Origin of the sequence: Streptomyces sp. CA-210063, assembly GCF_024612015.1 — a bacterium.
Classification (GTDB): domain Bacteria; phylum Actinomycetota; class Actinomycetes; order Streptomycetales; family Streptomycetaceae; genus Streptomyces.
Window position 1 is genome coordinate 6,153,532 of the sequence record NZ_CP102512.1, and the last position, 18,198, is coordinate 6,171,729.

Genomic DNA, 18,198 nt, shown 5'->3' on the forward strand with positions numbered 1-18,198 from the left:
GCGAGCGGCCGACTCACGGCGAACGGCCGACGTCTGGCCGCCGCCGACTGACGTCTGGCCGCCGACTGACGCCAGGCCGCCGACTGACGCCAGGCCGCCAACCGACGCCAGGCCGCCAACCGACGCCAGGCCGTCGGCCGATACCTGGCTGGCGCAGCATCAGAGGCCGTGTCGCGGTGGTCATCACGGTGCCGATCTGCTTGCTGCTGGCGGTGGCAGGTCTGGCCGTGTACGACCGCGCCGAGGCCCTCGGCGACGCGCGGACGACCCGCGCCGAGGTCGGCCTCAGCCTGCGGGTCCAGGCGCTGGTACACCAGCTGCAACGCGAACGCGGCCTGACGAACGGCCTGTTGGGCGGCGAGGAGAGCTTCCGCACACCGCTCGCCGCCACGCGCGACCGCGTTGACACCGCGCTGCGCGACATGCGCCCCGAACCCGCCGTCGAGGATGTCATCCAGCGACACCTGCGCCGCCTCACCGCCATCCGCGCCGCCGCCGACAGGGGAACCGCCGGTACGGAGACCGCCGGTACGGAGACCGCCGGTACGGAGACCGCCGGTACGGAGACCGCGGATACGGCCACCGCGGGTAGGGCCACCGCCGACCGAGCCGCCACGCTCGCCTTCTACACCACCGCCGTCGACGCTCTCAACGCCGTCGACCCGGTGGCGGACACCGCGACGCGCGCCGACCGCCAACTGCGCGACAGCCTGGCGGCGTTACAGGAACTGGCCGTGGCCAAGGAGTCCGTCGCCCTCGAACGCGGTCTGCTCAACGGCGTGTTCGCCGAGGGCGCCTTCCACGGCCGCGAGTACCTCACCTTCACCGAGGTGCGCGCCACGCGCGTCGCCGCCCTCACCCGCTTCCGCCAGGTCGCCACCGCGCCCCAGCGCGCCGCCCTGAAGAACGCCTTCGGCACCGAGGACGCCCGACGCGCCACCGTCTACGAGAACCAGGCGGAAGGCGCCGCCGACGGCTCCGCGCTGCGCGCCGACGCCGGCCCCTGGTGGGACGCGATGACCGTACTCGTCGACGATCTGTACGCCGTCCAGCAGTCGGTCGGCGACGACGTACGGGACCGGGCGGACCGGCTCAGCCACGACGCCGAACTGGGCCTCGCCGCGTACCTCGTCGCGGGAACGCTGATCGCCGCCCTCGTCGCGGGCCTCGCCGCCTTCGCCTCGCGTTCCCTCACGCGCCCGCTCCGCGCCCTCGCCGAGGCCGCCCACGACGTGGCGCGGCATCGGCTGCCCGCGACCGTCGCCCGTATCCAGCAGTCCCCGCAAAACCCGCATGACCTCGGGGAGTTCATCCCGCAGACGGGGACTCCGGACACCCCCGAGGCACAGTCGCTGGGCGGCGCGGCGGAGATCGCCGAGGTCGCGGCGTCCCTGCGCCAGGTCGAACACACCGCCCTCCACCTGGCCGCCCAGCAGGCGGGCCTGCGCCGCAACACCACCGAATCGCTCGCCAATCTCGGCCGCCGCAACCAGAACCTCGTACGTCGCCAGCTCAGCCTCATCACCCGCCTGGAACGGCAGGAACTCGACCCGGACGCCCTCGCCGAGCTCTTCGAACTCGACCACCTCGCCACCCGCATGCGGCGCAACGCCGAAAGCCTGCTGGTCCTCGCCGGGCAGAATCCGCCGCGGCCCACGGCGGCACCCGCCGACGGACTGGAGGTCGTCCAGTCCGCCGTCGCCGAGGTGGAGCAGTACCGGCGGGTCTTGATCGCGGCCGTCGAGCCGGTGCGGGTGCGCGGGCACGCCGTCGCCGATGTCGCCCACCTCCTCGCCGAACTCATCGAGAACGGGCTGAACTTCTCACCGCCGACCGAACAGGTCGAGGTGCACGGCTGGTACGACACCGAGGACGACACCTACTGCTTCGCTGTCGTCGACCACGGCATCGGCATGTCCGAAGCCGACAAGGAACGTGCGGGCGCCCGTCTCTCCGACTCCGGCGAGGAAGCCCTGCTCGCCGCGCCCACCCGGTTCCTCGGCCACCTCGTCGTCGGCCGACTCGCCCACCGCCTCGGCGAAGGGGCGCAGGTCCACCTCTTCGACACCCCTGGCGGCGGCCTCTCCGCACTCCTCGTCCTTCCCGGGCGTCTGCTCGCCCCCGCGCAGGACAGCTCCACCACACCCCCACCCGCCAGGCCCGCTGTCTCCACCCTGCTCAACGGCTTCCGAGCAGGTGTCGCCCGTGCCGAGGCCAGAAGCACACAAGGAGCGTCATCATGACCACCGCCGTCCAGAGTTTCGGCTGGCTCATCTCCGAGTTCGTACGCACCACCGACGGCGTCACCGACGCTGTCGCCGTCTCCTGCGACGGCCTGCTCATGGCCGCCTCGGACAGCCTCGGCCGAGATCGCGCCGACCACCTGGCCGCAGTCGTCTCCGGCATCACCAGCCTCGCCCAGAACGCGGCGACGGCACACGGCTTCCACGGCATGAAGCTCGTCATGATCGAAATGCTCGGGGGCTTCCTCATGGTCGGTCGCATCCGCGACGGCAGCTGCCTCGGCGTCCTCGCCGCCGAGGGATGTGACGTCGGCCTGGTCGGCTACGAAATGGCCGTCCTCGCCGACCGCGCCGGCGAACTGCTCACCCCACAGCTGATCCGCGAACTCAACTCCACACCCCGGACCACGGTCTAGCCACGGCGGCCGGGGCGGCGTAGCCACGGCGGCCGGGGCGGCCGGGGGCGGCCTGGGAACCGTACCGCTCGGGCATGTCCCGGGTCGGCCCTGCCCGCGACTCCCACACGATCCTGCTGACAGTTGTGAAGAGTGTCGAAGCGCTTCCGGCAACCTATTGTGACCCCGCCCACACCGCGGCTACCCTTCAACTTCCCTTTCTCCGCATCCCTTTTTCCACTTGCTTCGCAGCACGCCCAGTCGGCCAGGAGCCAGTGTCGTCTCGTGGCGCGGTTCATCAGGACGACCAGGGGAGTTCCTCATGACTGCACCTCTCGACGCCCCCAGATTCCCGAACGACCAGGCCACCGACTTCGTACGGGAGTTCCGGGCCACCGTGGCCCCCAGGTACGCGAACCGGGCGAAGTTGAGGACGAGTCCGCCGTTGTTCATCCTGCGCGTGCCGCAGGCGTCGTACCAAAATGGCGTGAACCGCGTCGTGGCCGCCCTGACCGGGGCGCTCAGTCAGCGCGTGCCGTACGCCCATCTGCCCATCGGAACCAGGGAGGACGCCGGCTCCGCCAGGGCGGACCCCGACTCCGGTCTGCTCTCCGTGGACGCGGGGAGACAGCTGTTCCGCAGTGCTCCGGAGCACATGACGCCCGACCGCTTCCCGCAGTTCAACGTCATGTGCGGCCTCGTCGAGTACATCAGGTCGAACCCGCGCAGGTGGGCCACCACCGATGACATGGAAGCGGCGCTGCGGAAGGACGCCAGTGAGCGGCGGGCCCAGCGGGGCGGTCTGTTGGCGTTCACCAGGATGGGGGGCCCGGACGACGGGGGCGGGATCGCCGGCTTCCTGGCGAAGCTCAGCTGGCTGTCCTTCGTCCAGTTGCTGCCCCGGTGGCTCTGGGCCCGCCGCATCTCCCGCACAGTCGTGCGGAGCTGGCTCGGCGCGGAGCGGGTCGCGCAGGGCAGCAAGAACCTGTTCCGGGTGATGGACCAGGTGGCCGCGGTGCGTTCCGTGCAGCTCATGGACGACCCGGCCGACGAGGAGGCGCTACAGGAGTTCGACTGGCTCGTCCTGCGGGCCCTCCTGGAGGACCTGCGCAGACCCGGTATCGGCCGGATCCTGCCCGGCAGGCGCCGCCGGACCTGCCGTCCGGTCCTGTTCGTGAAGATCCCTCCCGCGGGAGAGCCCGGCGCCCGCGCCGCGGAGCGCTTTCTGCGCTCTCTGCACCGGGCCCAGGGCACAGCCAAGCCGCCGGGCCCGCTCGTCATCGCCGTGGGCGTGCCCTCCGACGCCCTGCTGGAGAAGCTGGGCAGCCCGTCCGAGAGCACGTTTCCGGATGCGAGCGTGCGGCTCGCCGACAGCGCCTCCGTCGGCGAACCCCCGGTCCTGGTCACCGTCTCGGAGGGAGCCCTCGCGGCGCGCGGGGTAGCCGTACCGCCCGTGAAGACGCGGACATTCAGATTCAGCCGGTATGTTCCGTCCTCGATCGCGAGCGGGGTGACCGCCCTGGCCCTGCTCGCGGTGGCGCTGCTGCTCCCGCCCATCTTTCCCGCTCCCCGGGACTGCCTCGGCGGCACGGGGTCCGTGGCGGAGTCCGCCCCCGCGGAGCCGATACAGGTGGACACCACCGGCTGGTACGAGGCGGCCGTGCAGACCATCGAAGAGCAGAACAAGCGGGTCGCGCAGTACGCCGACCAGGGCCGGACCGTACGGACCGTCGTCGCCTTCGTGTCCGACCCGCCGAAGACCGACGACGAGACGCGTTTCGACGGCACGATCCCGGAGCTGCGCGGCATCGCGATGTGGCAGGAGAAGCTGAACAGAGAGGCCGCCGCGGACGACTCCCTGATACCCCTGCACGTGGAGGTACGCCAGGCCGGGGTCGCCTTCCGCGACGCCGAGAGCGAGGCGAAGAAGCTGGTCGCGGAGATGGCGGAGACGGCGGACACGGCGGACACGGCGGACACGGCGGAGACGGCGGACGAGGAGAGCGTTCCGGCGCGCGAGCGGGTCGTCGGTGTCCTCGCCTTCGCGCAGAGCCGGAACGAGACCCGGGCCGCCCTCCGGGTGCTCGGCGAGGCGGGCATCCCCACGATCGGCACCACCGCGACCGCCGACGAGATGCTCTCCGGCCCGGCCACCCGGACCTACTGGCCGTCCACGCCGTTCAACTCGCGCGAGGCCAGGATCGAGGCGGACTTCGCGTACACGGAGAACATCGTGGCCGAGCCGGGCGCCGAGAACGTCTGCGCCCCGGCCCGGCACGCGATCGTGATCGAGAGTTCCGTGGACCTGTACAGCCACAGCCTCGCCGGCCAGTTCATCAGCGCGTTCAAGGGCACGCACGACGTGTTCGACTTCAATCAGGAGGGCGACTTCGGCTCCGCTCCGCTGAGCGGCGCGATCAGCCAGCCCGACGCCGGCCTGTTGGCGCGGGCGCTGTGCGACGCGCTCGAGGACAAACCGGACTCGGTCGTGTACTGGTCGGCCCGGGCCAAGGACTTCACCGCGCTCATCAACTCCATGGACACCGCCGGGACCTGCACCGGGCGCGACCTGACCGTGCTCGGCGGCAACGAGCTGACCAACGTGGCGCAGACCGGGGCCTTCGCCAACAAGGACTGGCTGCGCCTGTACTACTCCGCGCACCGGCTGCCCGCCGACGCGCCGGGCGCGAGCGACAGGACCCGCCAGTTCGTGGCCGAGTACGACGCCTATGTGAAGGCCACCACCGAGGGCACGGACCCCTGGCGACAGGACGGGCACTCGGCGGTCTCGTACGACGCCTTCCACGTCCTGTCGCAGGCGGTGCGCGAGGCCGGACTGCACGACCCGGACATCGACCGCAAGTCCGTCCTGCTGGTCCTCGGCAGCGGCATCGCCTTCGACGGAGCGACGGGATACGTCTCCTACGACGGCGCCAACGCCCCACCCCACGACAAGACCCTCGTCCTGCTACGCCAGTCGGGCAACCACCCGCAGGCCGTCCTCGCCTGCGGCGCCTACCGCCAGGACGAGTCGAGCAAGGCCCAGGGCTCACCCTGCGCGACCTGACCAGCCGCTCCCGGTGTCCTCGCCGCCTCTCGCCTCATCGTGGAGTGGCGCAACGGTGACAGAGGCTGATTCGCCGCAGAGTTGGTGCCCGGTGTTCCCCGCTGTTCCCCGCTGTTCCCCGTACGAGCTGGCACGCATCTGGCACGTCCATCTCCCCCGCCCCGCCAACTTCGACACTGTGACTGCGGGCCGTGTGGGCTGCCGTACCTGCGGCTACAGGTGTTTGAAGGCATCCTCGCCGGGCCGCCAGGTCATCCAGGAGCGATCACTGAAACCGTTGAGCGTCGCGATCTCTGGACCGACGAGTTCGCTCTCGGCGGGGTCGAACTGGATGCAACCGGTCACGAAGTCGACCCTGACCCCGATGCCGGTCTTCTCGTGAGTGGCGGTCACACTCTGGGCGATGAGTCCACGTAGTGCGTCGGTCCAGCCGGTCTCCGTCGGCGAGAACCACTGTCCGGACAGGGTGACGGTGGGCAGCACGTCGCATGTGAGCACGGGCATCTCGTCCGTCGGGCCGTCGAACCGGAGTTGGACATAGTCCAAGACAAATTGCACCGAGTACAGCCGGAAGCCGACGAGGCGGCTGAGTAGGGAGTTCAGCTCATATGCCACGACCGGGAGTCTAAGGGGAAGGAAGGAACACCCGGCTCCCTCTTCGCCCCGAAGCAACTTGGGTGTGCCTCGTCCTTGGGCCGGTGTGCTTCTCACCTGCTGTGATGGTCCGCAGGTGTGCGTGGTTGTCCGCCGCAGCGCATCGGCGTTGTCACGCAGTTGGACACTCAGCGCGTTCCATCTGGGCCGGTATGGCGTGCGGGGTGACAGCCGCCGCATGCTTGCGTACGAGGTGAGGGCCGGCCTGAGCGGGTCGGAGCCTCATCATCTATCGACGTCGGTCCGCCTAGGACTGCCCGGGGACGGTCGCGCCAGTCACCTCAGCTGAGGTCTGACCGCGTACAGGTCCGGCGATGTCCTCCATCAGGCTACGAGCGCTGGATGCGAAACTCGCGAGGCTTGCTGACGCTGAATCATCAAGTCTCTGACGGCTGAGAGCGGCCCGCCTGGCTGCTGCTCCGCTGTCCTCATCTCCCGGCGCAGAGCATGTGGGATCTCGTCAGCCGGCGCGGCGATGTGCGCAGGCCCAAGAACGCTGACCAAAGCAAGCATCGGCCATGTTCAGCCTCGTCGTCTTCGTGCTCGACCTTGGGGGCCGTGCCGGTTCCTCCGCCGGCGGCTCTGCGCGCCAGCGACAGCGTGATCCGGGAAAGCCTCGCCCGTTCCTCCGATCCCGGAGGAGCGCAACCCCTGCGGTTCTGACTGTGTCGTCGGTGCCGCTGTTCCGTAGGCGTCGTAGTCGCCGCTGGAAGCTGACCATTATGGGCCTGCCTCGTCCGACGACGAGTCGACGGCAACCTTGTAGCGCCGGGCCGGGTCCGCGACCGCCGACCAGAGCTCGTCGTCGACGGTGACGCAGTCGTCGCCGTATGCCGGATAGCCGTGCTCCTGCGGACCGATGTGTGCCGTGTCAGTCACCGCATCACGGACACCGACGGCTGCGGCAGCGCGTCTCTAGGCCGGGACGCGGGGGCGCCTGAGTGGTGCTCCGGCCCGATGGAGGCTGGTGAGGGCCTGCCGGTAGGAGGTGATCAGCCCGGTCTCGACGTAGTCCACGCCCAGTTCCTCGCAGTAGCGGCGGACGATGGTTCGGGCCTTGCGCAGGTTGGGGCTGGGCATGCTGGGGAACAGGTGGTGCTCGATCTGGTGGTTCAGCCCGCCCAGTGCGATGTCGGTGAACCGGCCGCCGCGCACGTTGCGTGAGGTGAGCACCTGGCGGCGGAGGAAGTCCGGGCGGTCATCGCCCGTCAGGATCGGCATGCCCTTGTGGTTCGGAGCGAAGAGGGAGCCGAGGTAGACGCCGAACAGGCCCTGGTGGACGGCGATGAAGGCGATCGCCATGCCGGGCGGCAGCAGCCAGAGCAGGACGGTCATGTAGACCGCGAAGTGCGCGAACAGCAGGGTGCCGTCGAGCGTTCGGTGCTTGAACGAGCGGTTGGCCAGCGCCTTCACGCTCGACACGTGCAGGTTGAAGCCCTCCAGGGTGAGGAGCGGGAAGAACAGGAACGCCTGCCAGCGGCCGATGAGGCGGGGGAGCCCCTTGGCGGCCCGAGCCTGGTCCTGGGACCAGACCAGCAGGTCGGGGTCGAGGTCGGGGTCGAGTTCCTCGTGGTTGGGGTTGGCGTGGTGGCGGGTGTGCTTGTCCTGCCACCATCCGTAGCTCATCCCGACGCCGGTGCCGGCGATCCGGCCGGATGCTTCGCTGGCCCGGCGTCGGCGGAACACCTGGCGGTGGGCCGCGTCATGGGCGATCAGGGCGACCTGGCCGAAGACGACGGCCAGGAAGCCGGCGAGGGTCAGCGTCCACCAACTGTCGCCGATGAGCGCGACAGCGGCCCACCCACCGACGTAGAGCGCGGCCACCACTGTGATCCGCACTGCGTAATAGCCGGGACGGCGCCCCAGCAGGCCGGCATCAGCGATCCTTCTCGACAATCGGGCGAAGTCACTGCCGGACGTCTCCGAGGGCGGGGGGCGGACCGTGGTGTTTGTGGTCATGTCGCTGAAACTCTCTCCGAAGGAGGCAGATGGTCAGGCGCCGCCTCGGGAGTTGCTGAGACCGGGCCACAGGCAGGAGTGCGCTTTCGCCGTTGCGGATACACATCGCGCGAGGAGCAGGGACGACGTCCCTCTCCGCATGCGGGTTCCCTGCCAGGCAGGTCTCACACCGTGGCAGGACAGGGCTGGCGGAGCGACGGCCGCGCGCTTTCAGGGGAGCGGGAAGGCCGGGGAAGGGGGGCCGGCTGATCACTGGGGGGCACTCGTCACGGTGGCCGGCGAGGTCCGTCGCCAGGCCGCGGTTTCCGTGATGAGGACGGCGACGGTGGCCGGGCCCGGGGTGTCAGCGGTGGCTGCCTCGGCTACGGCCTCCCTGACGGCGCGGGCGACTTTCAGTGGATGGTGTCCGGGGCCGACCGCGAGGTGAACCTCGACGTGTCGGTCGGGTGGATCATCATGGTCCTCCACCCTGACCGGGCGGCTGCCCAGCACGGCCGTGAGGCGGGCTACGCCCGTCACACCCGTCGCGACGTCCGCCAGCTCCCTGACGAGTCCCCGCATGGACCCTGTTCCGGTCATCGGAGGCGAGCTCCGCGCGGCCGCAGCTTCCGGCGTGGGCCTCATGGCCGTCGCCGCGGTCCGAGACGTGATACCTGCCTCCGGGACCTCGCGGAGATCCGTTACGCGCATGTCAGCCGTCACCGTGGCCAGCCCGAGCTGTTCAGTGGCCGCGCCCAGCAGTGTGCTCCTCAATTCGTCGACGGTCTCCGGCAGCGGCCGCACGAGGGATGCGGTGAAGGCGGCCTCAATGGTGAGCGGGCCAGGCGGTAGCGCGCTGGCCGGCGGACGGACGGCCGGCTCGGACACGGGTTGGAGCGGCGCCGACCCGATGCGCAGGGACTCCAGCCGGACACCGGGGACCTCGGCGGCAGCGCGCCCGAGGGCCTGGACGGCCGCTTGCTCGGTGATCCACGTCCCGTCGTGGGGCCCGCCGAGCGGGAGGAGACGGCCCAGGTCGAGCTGACGTCGTACTGCCTGCGTCCACGTCTCGGTCACTGGCCTCTCACCCTCCTTCTCCACGGCCGCAGTTCTCTTCCCGCGGCGCTCTGCCCGAGTGTCCGCGAGAGGCCGGGGCAGGGGCCTCAGGCCACTCGTCGGACCACCCCGTCTCACGCTCTAGAGCCGCGCAAAAGGTACTAAAGATAATATAATCCGAGTAATGGGTGCTCTGTGGCCTCGCGAGGGAGGAATATCCCGATGACTGAGAACACCGGCGTCAGGCTCGGCGCTGCGCCCGGTTCTCGCGGCCGGACGACCATCGCCGATGTGGTGGTCGAGAAGATCGCCGGAATGGCGGCACGGGACGTACGCGGCGCCTATGCCCTGGGCAGCGGATTCGCGCGCTCGATGGGGTCCGTGCGGGAGCGCATGCCTGGTGCCGGTAGTGGCAAGTCCGTCACGCGCGGGGTCAGTGTCGAGGTCGGAGAGCTGCAGGCGGCCATCGATCTGGAGCTCGTCGTCGAATATGGCGTCGCGATCACGGACGTGGCCGCTGCGGTGCGGGAGAGCGTGATCTCCGCGGTGGAGCGGATGGCGGGTCGGGAGGTCGTGGAAGTCAACATCATGGTCAGCGACGTGAAGCTGCCCGACGAGGAGGACGAAGGGGAGGAGCGGCAGCGGATCCAGTAGCCGGGGCGGCAGCCCGCTTGAGTGAAGGAGCGCGAAATGAGCAGGGCCGTGGTGGGCTTGATGGCCGGAATGGCGCTGGGTTTCGCCGCGTATTTCGGTGACTTCTGGGCTTTTCTGCTGGTGCTGGGGCTGGGCCTCGTCGGTCTCGTCATCGGGCGGTTCATGGAGGGTGATCTCGAGCCGGGCGATTTCGTCCGCCGCCGGGACCGGCAGGATCGGATCCGCGACGACCGGCGACAGGCTCGGGGAGACTGGCGGCGGTGAGCGGGGAAGCCGATGAGCGTCCGGGCGTCCCCCGCGGGGAGCGCGGGGCGACCGCCGTCACCGACCGGGTCGTCGCGAAGATCGCGGCCCGGGTGGCGCGTGAGGCGCTGTGCCGGTTCGCCGAGTCGGCCGGCCACGTACCACCCGGTCGCCGGACGCCACACGTGAGCACATCCGTACGGCGGGCGCCGGAACGGACCAGCGCAGGACGGGACGCCGAGTCCGCCGCCGGAGGGCAGGCGGTGCTCGGCGAGGCACGGCTGCGCATCACCGTCGAGCTCGGCTATCCGTCCGACATCGGGGCGCAGTGCGCCGCGGTGCGCCGGGAGGTCACCGAGCGGATCAGGGCATGGGCCGGCATGGAGGTGTCCGACCTCGCGGTATCGGTCGAGCAACTGCACTCGGCGCATACGCGGCACAAGGACGGGGAGAGGGTGAGATGAGCGCGAACACCTCGCGGCAGCCGACCGGTGCCAGCGACCTCTCCCCCGGTCCGGGACAGGCGGCTCCGTCCGCCGACGGCACCCCTGGGGCGGCCGAGGGCGCCACGAAGGTGATCGATGGATCAGGCCGGCCGACGCACCGTTTCTGGTCCGGGCGGCGGATCCCCGCGGCCTTGGCAGCCCTGCTGTCCGCCGCGGCCGTCGGATTTCTCCTGTACGACGTGGTGGCGGTGCGGGCAGGCCGGAATGCGATGCGCTGGCGGCGGCGGCTCGCCGAGGAACTGGCCACACGGCCCCTGGACGACGTCTGGATGATCGTCGGGGCCGCGGTGGCGATGGCCCTCGGCCTGTGGCTTTTCCTGCTGGCGGTGACGCCGGGACTGCGCCGGCTGCTGCCCATGCGGCGGCCCACCGGTATCCCTGGGGCAGAGGACGTCCGAGCCGGGCTTGACCGCCGCGCGGCCGCCCTGGTTCTGCGCGACCGGGCCATGCAGGTGCCCGGTGTCCAGTCGGCACACGTCGATGTCGGCCGCCGGAAGGTCAAAGCCCGGGCACGGGCACATTTCCGAGATCTTGAGGAGGTCCGCGGGGACCTGCACGCCGAGCTGGGCGAAGCCGTGACGTCCTTGGGCCTGGCCCGGCAACCCACACTGGCCGTGCGCGTCCGGCGCCCCAAGAAGGGCTGAGGTGATCCGATGCTCAAAACGGCGAACCGGGTGCTGCTCGGACTGCTCGGCCTCGGACTGTTCGCCCTGGGCGGCGGCGTGCTGTTGGGCGCACTGGACCTGCAGCGCCACTGGGATTTCGACGTGCCGGGCTGGTGGCCCTTCCGTGGGCCGGACGATGTGGTGCTGGGCGCCGAGGGACGCACCCGGTGGCGGGAAGAGGACTGGTGGTGGCCGACCGTGATCGCGGTGCTCGCCGTGCTGCTGGCCCTGCTGCTGTGGTGGCTCCTCGCGCAGCGCAGACACCGCCTGGACCGTGTACTCGTCGACAGCGAAGGCGGCGCGCCAGCCCGCCTCAATGGCCGCACACTGGAGAACGTCATCGAGGAAGAGGCGCAAGCCCTGGACGGGGTATCGCGGGCTCATGTCCGGCTGACGGGCCGACATACCGCTCCGACCGCACGCGTGCGGCTGCTGTTGGAGCCTCACGCCGATCCAGCGCGGGCTCTTGGGCAGCTGAGCCGCGAAACACTCGCACACGCACGGGACTCGGCCGGCCTGGACCGCCTCCCCTCGAAGGTCCGACTCCGGGAAGCCCGCCACCGCGCCAAACGCACCGCCTGAGATCCCCTGGGCCGAAGCCCCGTGGGGTACCGGCCGCGAGGCGCCCAGGACTCCTGGAACGCGAGCGTTCTGGCACGCGGAGGATCAAACGAACAGCACGCTGCCTGGCGCACTCGCTTTGCTGACGGCGTGCTCGAAGACACCGGCCTTGGCCGTCGTCGGCATCACCTGAGAACCCTGGGGTCGGTGGGGCACGCCGTCGGCGGAGGCCGCCACCACCATGGTGGCGGCCTTGTGCGCCGGGGCCGTCACGTATCACCCCTCGGCCGACGCGACGCGACGCGACGCGACGCGACGCGACGCGACGCGACGCGACACGAGCACAGGCACAGTGTGTCCTGCCGTACCGAGAGACCACGCAGATCTCGCACGGTTCTTCCCAGGAGGCATCCCGTCATGGTCCTCTTCCTGATCCTGTTCACCGCCGGAATCGCTCTGGTCGCCATCGGCGCGGCCGTCGACGGCATGCTCCACCTGATGTCCATCGGCGTACTGCTTCTCATCGTCGATCTGCTCTACCTGGCGGCCCGCTCAATCTGGCGCTCCACCCGGCGCCCTGCCTGCTGACCGGCTCCCGAAAGCCCCCGACCAGTCCCGGGCCCTACCCGATCCTCACGTCACTGGCGGACCTTCGAGCGGTTCGACGACCACGGAGTCCCCGCCCGGCCACGGCTACCGTCTGCCCGGCCACGGCTACCGATTCCGCGGCCTGACGGCCAGGGTCCGTCTCATGCGCCGCCACCACCCTTTCCGCATCCAGGGGATCGCCGCGCGTCTGTCCGCCTGACAGCGACCTTGGGTACGAAAATCCAGGTCAGCGGCCGGCTTCAGCGAGGGAGCCGGTGCATCGTTGCGGGCTCAGTCGAGGGTGGCGAGGTGATCGGCGTCGCCGCCTCGCCACTCGATGAGGAGGATGGTCGCGTCGTCGGTCGTGGTGCCGCCGCGTTCGTGTTTCAGGGCGTGGGAGAGCGCTCGTACCACCGCCCGTACCTCGGTGCGGTCGTGGAGGATCCGGTTGGTCCACTCGATGAGCTGTTCCTCTCCGAACTGTTCCCCGCCGGCCTGGTGCTCCTCGATCAGGCCGTCGGTGAAGCACAGCAACCGGTCCCCGGGTCGCAGCATCCGCTCGCTGACCACCGGCTCCTCACCGCCGAAGCCGACCGGCAACGTGGTCGGGCCCTCCAGCCGGTCCAGCACGGCGCGGTCACGGATCAGGAGCGGGGCCGGATGGCCGGCGTTGACCCACTGCAGCCGGCCTGTGGTGATGTCCAGGACCATCATCTGCGCGGTGACGAAGTGGTCGGGGCCGAACTGCTCGTTGACGGCCCTGTCCATGAACGCGTACACCTGGGACAGATCGGTGTGGGCCCGTCGCGTGTGGCGGTAGGCGCCGATGGCCACCGTCGCCATGGTCGCCGCGTCCAGGCCATGGCCCATCGCGTCGATCATGGCCACGTGCAGGATGTCGCCGTTGAGGGCGTAGTCGAAACTGTCGCCGGCCACGTCGTAGGCGGGCTCCAGGATTCCAGCCACCTCGACCTGCGGAACGGTCATCGACAGCGGGGGCAGCAACGACCACTGGATCTCCGCGGCCACGCTCATCGGGGCGCTGCGGCGGGCCTGGAAGAACAGGTCGGTGTAGGCGTCCTTGGTGACGATCATGTCCGCGACCAGACCGGCGAGTCTGCGCAGCAGTCGCCGGTCGTCGTCATCGACCCTGTCCAGGGTGACGGCCATCGCCCCGATCTGGTCACTGCCGTCCAGCAGCGGCAGGTACATCCGCACACTGCCGTCCTGCGGCACCTCCACCGTTCTGAGGGTCAGGAACGCCTCGCCGGCGGGGGAGTCCTCGACCGACTCGGGGCCGCCGACCTTCAGCCCCCGGCCCGGCAGCGGGACCAGCAGCTCCTGTTCGTAGTCCTGCAGGAGGATGGAGACCTCCCGCCCCCCGACCCTGGCCACCTCTTCCGCGACGAGCGGGGCGATCAACTCCGGCGGCATCTCGTGGGCCCGGTCCAGGAGCACACCCAGCAGTCGTTCGCCAAACCCCTCCGACCGGTCCACCCCGATCCGGTCCGGCTTCCGCCCACCGTCCGTCATCGCTGTCCGCTTCCCTTCATCCCGGGGCATGGGGAACTCATCGGGGTGGCTGCGTCCACGTGGTGTTCACCAGGGGGCCCGGTGCCTTGGCCTCGTCGAACCGCAGCCGGTGCGGGCGGTGCCGGCCGGAATGGCACTGGCCCCTCCGGCACCCGACCGCGTATCCCGACACGGTGCCCGTCGCAACGCACACCCCACCCCTCTTGGATCCACTCGGCAGGTCTTGGATCCACCCGGCAGGCAACGGCGATCAGCGTGGCACGACGCTGTCCACCGGTACAGGCTCGCATCGCCGACCGGTCCAACGAGCCCATCACGTCATGACCGGCACGTCGCCCCCAAACGCCGGTCACCACAAGGGGCTTGGTTCGACGGGGACAGGGGCACGTCGGCCGGTGAGCGGGCCAGGGTGAGGGTACTGGTCTTGATCGAAGGGGCAGACGGTGGCCATGGCCGGTTGGTCGGTAGTGGTGTTCGCGTAGACCGCTTCCAGAGTGCCGATCCTGCGCCCCCTTCGGGTCCACGACGTCGTGGGTCGCGCCACTACCGGACATCGGCGGAACGGACCACGCCCTGCCCCCGGCGGCCGCGTCCGCCGTGCTCCAACGACCCCGGCGTATACACACCGGGGTCGCCCTTCCGGGCCGGTCGCACGTGAGAGTGTGCCGACCCGCTTTCATGCTATGCCTGGTGCACATTTCAGGCATCCGGTGTCTCGCGGTTCTCGTGTCCATTCGGTTCCGCGCGGCCCGGGAAGGGCTTTCGCCCTGTGTCACCCGCGTTCCTCCTCCCCGCTTTCCATCAGCCGGATCCCCTGGTGTGTCAGCGAGACCAACGCGGGTGTGTTTCCCTGCTCCCAGTCGACCGTGGCGAGTCCCTCGCCTGCCAGATAAGCGCAGGCGGCGGGAGATCCTGCTGGGGGATCTGGAGTTCGCTGCGCAACTTCGTCCCGCTGATGCCAAGGAGCCGATGACCCTCCGTGGCCTCGTACAGGGCTTTCAGGATCGCCTCACGGTAGTTCTTCCGCTCGCTCAGTGTTGCCATCGGGCATCGTGTGTCTCTGGCTTGGTGATCCTCGTCCTCTCCGGACAGCACCTTGGGGTCGGGCCCGTCCGGAGGGGGAGCGCAAGGGGGCGATTCATCCGTCGACGGCACCGTCCGTTCGATTTGGCCGAGGAGTACGCTCAAAGTACCGAGGATATTTCGCGCACCGGCTACCACGCTCGTGTCGTTTTCGGCGATCGAATAGGCCGGGTCGGCAGCGGTCGGCCCGGGGCAGGGTTCGCGTCATGACTGCGACGATTTCCCTCTCGCCGACACACGAAGACCGGCTCTCGTCGACCTCCCCCACCTCTTCTCCTCTCCGCCTGTCGCTGGCTCCCGTCGGCGCCGCGCCGGCTCTTCTGGACGGCGCATGGTGGCCCCGCTCCCGCGATCTCGGGGCGGAACTCCCGGCCCTGACAGCCGTACTGGAACCGCTGTGGGGGCGGATCACGCGGGTCACGGTGAATCCCACCCACTGGCCGGTCGTCCCGCGCAAGGTGCCTGTCGCCGGGCATGTCGTGAAGGTGGGCTGGTTCCTGCCGGAGCAGGATCCGCACGAACTGCTGCTGCTCTCGTACCACGTGGGCCGCTGGGACCTGCTGGTGGTCCCGCCGCGGACGGACCCCGTCTCGGCCGCCTGGCTGATGGCCGCCGCGAGCGACCCCCTGGGCACGTCGACCGCGAGCCGGCTGATGGAGCAGGCCGCGCGTCTGCGGACGGTGACGGAGACCGACCGGGCCGTGGAGGCGGTCTGGGACTCCGAGGGAGGGCACGGGGTCCGCGATCCCGCCGCACGGCCACGGATCCCGGCAGCCATGCCCGAGGGCGGAGATCGAGCCGCTGCACCCGTCGCGACCCCGAATCGGCCGATGGGGATGTGAGGACCATGGAAACCTGGCGGGCTGGCTCCTCATCCACCTGGCCAACGGGCAGCACAGCGACCGCACCGTCGCCTTCCACCACGGCCGCTCCTGGGCCATCGCGTGGGGACGCAGCATCCGGAAGGGGAGACCGGGCGGCGATCTGGTCCTCGAACTGCTCCGCCGTCGGGGAAGCCGCGGTCCCTTGCCAGGCGTGCCAGGACGCGGCGGGCAGCAGATCGCTGCCCGCTCGGGGCGCATCAGCTGCGCCGGGATCGTGACGACGGGCGCGCGCGGGAACGGCCTCGCTCGTGACGCGGCGGGTTCCGGCACCGATGCAGAGGGTGCGCCCTCTGGGGAGCGCGCTGGCGGTGCGACGCTGCCGGGGGCAGGGGCGGCATGTCGCACGCTAGTCCTCGCAGCAGTTCCCCGACAGGTGTCAAGTAGCCATCCGTGCCCGGCAGGACGCGCTGACGTCGCACGGTATCCGTAACCTTCGGGCAGGGCTACGCTGTGGGGTGAGGCCCCAGTCCCCGGTATCGATGCTGTGTTCTGCTCCCGGGGAGGCCCACCGTGTTCGTCCTGCTCCTCGCCCTCATCGTGGTCCTGTTCGGCTTCGGCTTCCTCAATCCCATCTGGTGGGTGGCCGCGGCGGTGCTGGTCTACGGCGCCACCCGCTACCGCCGCGATCGCGGCGGAGGCCTGAGCCGTGGCGGCAGTTCCGATCTCGGGGACTACCGGGACTACCAGGAGCGCCGGAATCGTCAGGAACGCTGGGACCGCCGCTACAGCCGTCAGCACCGGGCGCGCTGGCGGCGCGAGGACCGTCGGGACCACGAACATCGCAGGTGACCCGTGAAGCGGTTCGGCAGCCAGCGGTTCCCGGACGGCTTCAGCCGGGCCGGACACGTCGAGATCGTCAAGAGGTGCATGCCATGCAACGCACAACCATGATCCAACAGGAGTGGTGGGATCTGCGGGCCGAGGCCACGTGGGGGAACACGCCGGCGGGACAGGACGTCGTCGCACTGCGCGCCGAGAACGATCAGCTGCGGCGGGCGTTGGCCGGACGTGCGGTCATCGACCAGGCCCGCGGCATGGTGATGGTCCTGACCCCCTGCCGCCGCGGGGCGGCCAGGAAGCTGCTGGTGGATGTCTCACGGCAGTGCGACGCCAGACTTCCGGAGGTGGCCGCGGCCCTGGTCGCCGCCTGGGAGGGCAAGCAGCTCCCGGAACACATGCAGCGGGCGCTACGTCGTACGCTGCGGCGATTTCACGCGGAAAACCAGGGGCGCGGCTCACGACAACCAGGCGGATCGTCCAGGTAGGGAGAGGCCATGATTCACGCAGCCGACGTCCGAGAATGGCGCGACCGCGATGTCGTCGATACCGAGTCGCACAAGATCGGTGTCCTGGAGGCGGTCTATGTGGACACCACCACCGATGAGCCGGCCATGGCCACGGTACGGACCGGACTGCCCACCCGGCACCGGCTGGTCTTCGTGCCCCTTGAGGACGCGATCGCCGGGCCGGGCTATCTCAGGGTCGGCTATGTCAAAGCGCTGGTGAAGCAGGCCCCTTCGATCGGCACCGACGACGTGCTGCCCGCCGAGCAGGAGGAAGCGATCTTCAAGCACTACGGACTGGCCTACAAGCCCGGTGCGGCCGGCGAACGGCAACTGGCGCGTCGCTGACCGCCCACGGACAGGATGACTGCCCTGTGAGGTACGCACCATGCACCAGCTGACCACGCCCAGTGAAGAACAGGGACTGTTGAGAACTGTGCCTTCGGCGGGGGACGCGGCTTTGCTGTCCGAGGTCGTCGAACTACGTGCCAAGAACGAGCAGTTGGAGCACGCGCTGGTGAGCCGTGCGGTGATCGACCAGGCGCGCGGCATGGTGATGGCCCTGGCGCCGTGTTCCAGCGAGAGGGCCTGGGACGTGCTGGTGGACGTGTCGCAGCACTGCAACATCAAGCTCCGGGACGTGGCTGCGGCTCTGGTCGCCACGACGAAGGACCGGACGCTTCCGGAGCCGATGCAGCGGGAGCTGCGCCGAACACTGCGGAGCCTCCATCTGGCGGACCGGAGATGACTGACGGTGTGCGTGCTCCAGAGGACGACACCGGGAGCTGTGAGCTCGACTCTCCGGTGTCTTCGTCCAGGACGGCCGTCGGACGCCCCTCCTGAGT

Annotated in this window: 20 protein-coding genes and 1 pseudogene; 14 read left to right on the forward strand and 7 right to left on the reverse strand. The window is 70.0% G+C overall.

Features of this window, described 5'->3' with window-relative positions; translation table 11 throughout:
• Positions 1-188 precede the first annotated feature (188 nt).
• The 3 genes from JIX56_RS26935 (at position 189) to JIX56_RS26945 (ending at position 5,705) form a co-directional block, all read left to right on the forward strand.
• A complete protein-coding gene (locus tag JIX56_RS26935; RefSeq protein WP_257544310.1) occupies positions 189-2,243 on the forward strand; it encodes a nitrate- and nitrite sensing domain-containing protein in 2,055 nt (684 codons plus the stop codon).
• Positions 2,240-2,659 carry a roadblock/LC7 domain-containing protein gene (locus JIX56_RS26940; protein ID WP_257544312.1) on the forward strand — a complete coding sequence of 140 codons (420 nt, stop codon included), beginning with the start codon at positions 2,240-2,242 and terminating at the stop codon, positions 2,657-2,659. The genes JIX56_RS26935 and JIX56_RS26940 overlap by 4 nt, the downstream gene beginning before the upstream one ends.
• 301 nt (positions 2,660-2,960) lie before the next feature.
• Positions 2,961-5,705 (forward strand): ABC transporter substrate-binding protein, encoded by a 2,745-nt coding sequence (locus tag JIX56_RS26945; RefSeq protein ID WP_257544314.1) that lies wholly within the window; start codon positions 2,961-2,963, stop codon positions 5,703-5,705.
• 213 nt (positions 5,706-5,918) lie between these two features.
• On the opposite strand, the gene JIX56_RS26950 is transcribed toward JIX56_RS26945, so the two are convergent.
• The 4 genes from JIX56_RS26950 to JIX56_RS26965 form a co-directional block, all read right to left on the reverse strand.
• On the reverse strand, positions 5,919-6,320 hold the full coding sequence (locus JIX56_RS26950) for a hypothetical protein (RefSeq protein ID WP_257544316.1): 402 nt from the start codon (positions 6,318-6,320) through the stop codon (positions 5,919-5,921).
• A gap of 759 nt (positions 6,321-7,079) precedes the next feature.
• Entirely contained in the window at positions 7,080-7,238 is a 159-nt protein-coding gene (locus tag JIX56_RS26955; RefSeq protein WP_257544318.1) for a hypothetical protein, read from the reverse strand.
• Positions 7,239-7,274: 36 nt separating this feature from the next.
• A complete protein-coding gene (locus tag JIX56_RS26960; RefSeq protein ID WP_257544320.1) occupies positions 7,275-8,318 on the reverse strand; it encodes a fatty acid desaturase family protein in 1,044 nt (347 codons plus the stop codon).
• A 249-nt stretch (positions 8,319-8,567) separates the two neighbouring features.
• Positions 8,568-9,374 carry a hypothetical protein gene (locus JIX56_RS26965; protein ID WP_257544322.1) on the reverse strand — a complete coding sequence of 269 codons (807 nt, stop codon included), beginning with the start codon at positions 9,372-9,374 and terminating at the stop codon, positions 8,568-8,570.
• Positions 9,375-9,575: 201 nt separating this feature from the next.
• On the opposite strand from JIX56_RS26965, the gene JIX56_RS26970 reads away from it, so the two are divergent.
• Genes JIX56_RS26970 through amaP form a run of 5 tightly spaced genes read left to right on the forward strand, consistent with a single transcriptional unit; the run spans position 9,576 to position 12,003 of the window.
• Positions 9,576-10,007, forward strand: a complete 432-nt coding sequence (locus JIX56_RS26970) for an Asp23/Gls24 family envelope stress response protein (RefSeq protein WP_257544324.1) — start codon at positions 9,576-9,578, stop codon at positions 10,005-10,007.
• A gap of 36 nt (positions 10,008-10,043) precedes the next feature.
• Entirely contained in the window at positions 10,044-10,271 is a 228-nt protein-coding gene (locus tag JIX56_RS26975; protein WP_020115651.1) for a hypothetical protein, read from the forward strand.
• A complete protein-coding gene (locus JIX56_RS26980; RefSeq protein WP_257544325.1) occupies positions 10,268-10,714 on the forward strand; it encodes an Asp23/Gls24 family envelope stress response protein in 447 nt (148 codons plus the stop codon). The genes JIX56_RS26975 and JIX56_RS26980 overlap by 4 nt, the downstream gene beginning before the upstream one ends.
• Positions 10,711-11,400, forward strand: coding sequence for an alkaline shock response membrane anchor protein AmaP (locus JIX56_RS26985; RefSeq protein ID WP_257544327.1), 690 nt, complete (start codon positions 10,711-10,713; stop codon positions 11,398-11,400). Before JIX56_RS26980 ends, JIX56_RS26985 begins: the two co-directional genes overlap by 4 nt.
• Positions 11,401-11,409: 9 nt before the next feature.
• Complete coding sequence (amaP, locus tag JIX56_RS26990) at positions 11,410-12,003, forward strand: alkaline shock response membrane anchor protein AmaP (RefSeq protein ID WP_257544329.1); 594 nt, start codon at positions 11,410-11,412, stop codon at positions 12,001-12,003.
• Positions 12,004-12,087: 84 nt separating this feature from the next.
• On the opposite strand, the gene JIX56_RS26995 is transcribed toward amaP, so the two are convergent.
• Positions 12,088-12,255 carry a hypothetical protein gene (locus tag JIX56_RS26995; protein ID WP_257544331.1) on the reverse strand — a complete coding sequence of 56 codons (168 nt, stop codon included), beginning with the start codon at positions 12,253-12,255 and terminating at the stop codon, positions 12,088-12,090.
• A 144-nt stretch (positions 12,256-12,399) separates the two neighbouring features.
• On the opposite strand from JIX56_RS26995, the gene JIX56_RS27000 reads away from it, so the two are divergent.
• Positions 12,400-12,570, forward strand: a complete 171-nt coding sequence (locus tag JIX56_RS27000; RefSeq protein WP_257544333.1) for a hypothetical protein — start codon at positions 12,400-12,402, stop codon at positions 12,568-12,570.
• 291 nt (positions 12,571-12,861) lie between these two features.
• Here JIX56_RS27000 and JIX56_RS27005 read toward each other — a convergent pair whose 3' ends face one another.
• Together JIX56_RS27005 and JIX56_RS27010 are read right to left on the reverse strand one after the other, a co-directional pair.
• The gene (locus JIX56_RS27005; protein WP_257551135.1) at positions 12,862-14,103 is read right to left on the reverse strand and encodes a PP2C family protein-serine/threonine phosphatase; all 1,242 of its coding nucleotides are present in this window, start codon (positions 14,101-14,103) and stop codon (positions 12,862-12,864) included.
• A gap of 772 nt (positions 14,104-14,875) precedes the next feature.
• Positions 14,876-15,147: pseudogene (locus JIX56_RS27010) on the reverse strand (hypothetical protein).
• Between the two features lie 245 nt (positions 15,148-15,392).
• Between JIX56_RS27010 and JIX56_RS27015 the strand changes: the two are divergent.
• The 5 genes from JIX56_RS27015 (at position 15,393) to JIX56_RS27035 (ending at position 18,101) form a co-directional block, all read left to right on the forward strand.
• Entirely contained in the window at positions 15,393-16,028 is a 636-nt protein-coding gene (locus JIX56_RS27015) for a DUF5994 family protein (RefSeq protein ID WP_257544335.1), read from the forward strand.
• A gap of 552 nt (positions 16,029-16,580) precedes the next feature.
• Entirely contained in the window at positions 16,581-16,859 is a 279-nt protein-coding gene (locus JIX56_RS27020) for a hypothetical protein (RefSeq protein ID WP_257544337.1), read from the forward strand.
• Positions 16,860-16,942: 83 nt separating this feature from the next.
• Positions 16,943-17,335 carry an ANTAR domain-containing protein gene (locus JIX56_RS27025; protein ID WP_257544339.1) on the forward strand — a complete coding sequence of 131 codons (393 nt, stop codon included), beginning with the start codon at positions 16,943-16,945 and terminating at the stop codon, positions 17,333-17,335.
• Positions 17,336-17,344: 9 nt separating this feature from the next.
• Positions 17,345-17,701 (forward strand): PRC-barrel domain-containing protein, encoded by a 357-nt coding sequence (locus tag JIX56_RS27030; protein ID WP_257544341.1) that lies wholly within the window; start codon positions 17,345-17,347, stop codon positions 17,699-17,701.
• A 40-nt stretch (positions 17,702-17,741) separates the two neighbouring features.
• A complete protein-coding gene (locus tag JIX56_RS27035) occupies positions 17,742-18,101 on the forward strand; it encodes an ANTAR domain-containing protein (RefSeq protein WP_257544343.1) in 360 nt (119 codons plus the stop codon).
• Positions 18,102-18,198 lie beyond the last annotated feature (97 nt).